Genomic DNA, 1762 nt, shown 5'->3' on the forward strand with positions numbered 1-1762 from the left:
TATTAGGGTAATTTTCAAGGGCTACAGGGAAGCTCTTTGTAAACTCATAGACAGTCATTTCGGTGGGATTTTTACTATTGCTTGTTTGCCATTATCAACAAAAACTCCCTCAACGCTTAGTTTTGGTAAATCTCCAAAGCGAACGTCTTCTTCGAAGATTTTTCTGAGCCTGTATTTGATTTCTTCCACATAAGCAACATTCGTTAGGTAAAGATTCTTGCACATTCTTAACTCTCTTAAACGGATAAGCTATATGCAGCACGCAGCACTCCCATTACAAAATACCTTAAACTCATCACTCAACTTAACTTGGAAACAGTTGACAGATGCAGACGCTCTTTTTATGCATACCAAAAAAATTTAATCCACACAACAATTAATATTAATAAAGAACATTCTGTGAGCTGATATAATTCGAGTAACATCTCAACTATCGGGTTCAGTGCTAAGTCTATGCTAGATAAAAAAGTTTTGATTGCTGATGACTCTATTATCGTCATATCATCAGTCAAAAATATGCTAATAAAGATCGGTTTTAATGAACGAAACATACTTTCTGCAAAATCGGTTCGTGTTGCTTTATCTCTTGTAAAAAGCCATAGCATAGACGTTGTAATTTCTGACTATAACTTTGGCGCTGGTTTAAATGGCAAACAGTTTTATGAAGAAATAATTCATTACGATTTAATAAAATCCAAATGTGTTTTTATTGTTATAACAGGAGATAGTTCTAAAAAAGCTGTGAGGATGTTAACGGAATTAAAACCTGATGATTACATACTAAAACCGTTCAATGCTGAATCTTTAAAACATAGGCTTTTTAGATCTATAAAAAAGAAAGATGCGTTACATGAGTTATTTGCCTTACAAAAAAAAGAAATGTATGAAAAAGGATTGGATTATTGTGAAAATTTGAGCCAGTTCCATCCTGAATATAAATTCCTTATTGAAAAATTCAAAGGCGAGTTTTTAACTAAGCTCTCTCTTCATGACAAAGCAAAAAAAGTTTATCAATCCGTGTTAGAAACAAAAGATGTTTTATGGGCAAAAATTGGTTATGCCAACTCCTTAGCTAATTTAGGCGATATGATTGAAGCCGATAAACTATTAGACAAAGTATTAGAGCTAGACCCATACAATATTGATGCAAATATCTCTAAAGGAAACTTAAACTTATTAAAATCTGATATACCTTTAGCTATCAAACATTATGATTTCGTTAATTCATTAACGTTTGGAAACTCCGAAAGAGAATTAGTTCTTGTAAACTTGTGTTTAGCGCAACGAGATTATGCTGAAGCAATCAATAGATACGACAACTACTTAACAATAAACAAAGATACTTACAGAGATAACGTATTCTCTAGATTAAACAAAATCAGAACGTTATTATATGCTTGCAGTAATTCAAAAGAAAATAAATCAAATTATACAAACCTTGCAAAGCATATTGTTCAGGATGTATTAACGCATTACAAAGATGAAATTTCTTCCGAGATTCAAGAAGAAATAAATCTTATCATTGCACACATAGCACTGGAATCAAAACAGTATGGCATTACTTTAAAATATCTCAAACAAATATTATCAAATAATAAATTGAAACATTTTTACTCGCTATATCAACTAAACTGGCTTTTTGACTTGCTATGTTGTGAAAGTGAATTTTCTCTCACTCTAATCAATTTAACTAAAGCGTTACAACATCATAACAATAATTCAATCCTATCCAGTAAAATGGCGATGGTCGAACAGTTAATAA

At 31.5% G+C, this 1762-nt stretch carries 2 protein-coding genes; one reads left to right on the plus strand and one right to left on the minus strand.

Annotated features, from left to right (window positions below; translation table 11 throughout):
* Positions 1 to 54: 54 nt before the first annotated feature.
* Complete coding sequence (locus tag RH85_RS22980) at positions 55 to 225, minus strand: hypothetical protein (protein ID WP_006712185.1); 171 nt, start codon at positions 223 to 225, stop codon at positions 55 to 57.
* Between the two features lie 228 nt (positions 226 to 453).
* On the opposite strand from RH85_RS22980, the gene RH85_RS10385 reads away from it, so the two are divergent.
* A partial coding sequence (locus RH85_RS10385; RefSeq protein ID WP_006712187.1) for a response regulator occupies positions 454 to 1762 on the plus strand: 1309 nt, incomplete at its 3' end.

This window comes from Vibrio ichthyoenteri ATCC 700023 (assembly GCF_000222605.1).
In the GTDB taxonomy this organism is placed as follows: domain Bacteria; phylum Pseudomonadota; class Gammaproteobacteria; order Enterobacterales; family Vibrionaceae; genus Vibrio; species Vibrio ichthyoenteri.

Bases quoted from the DNA above. Each gene is read 5' to 3' on its own strand.
- RH85_RS22980 (WP_006712185.1), bottom strand. From the start codon at position 225: ATGTGCAAGAATCTTTACCTAACGAATGTTGCTTATGTGGAAGAAATC.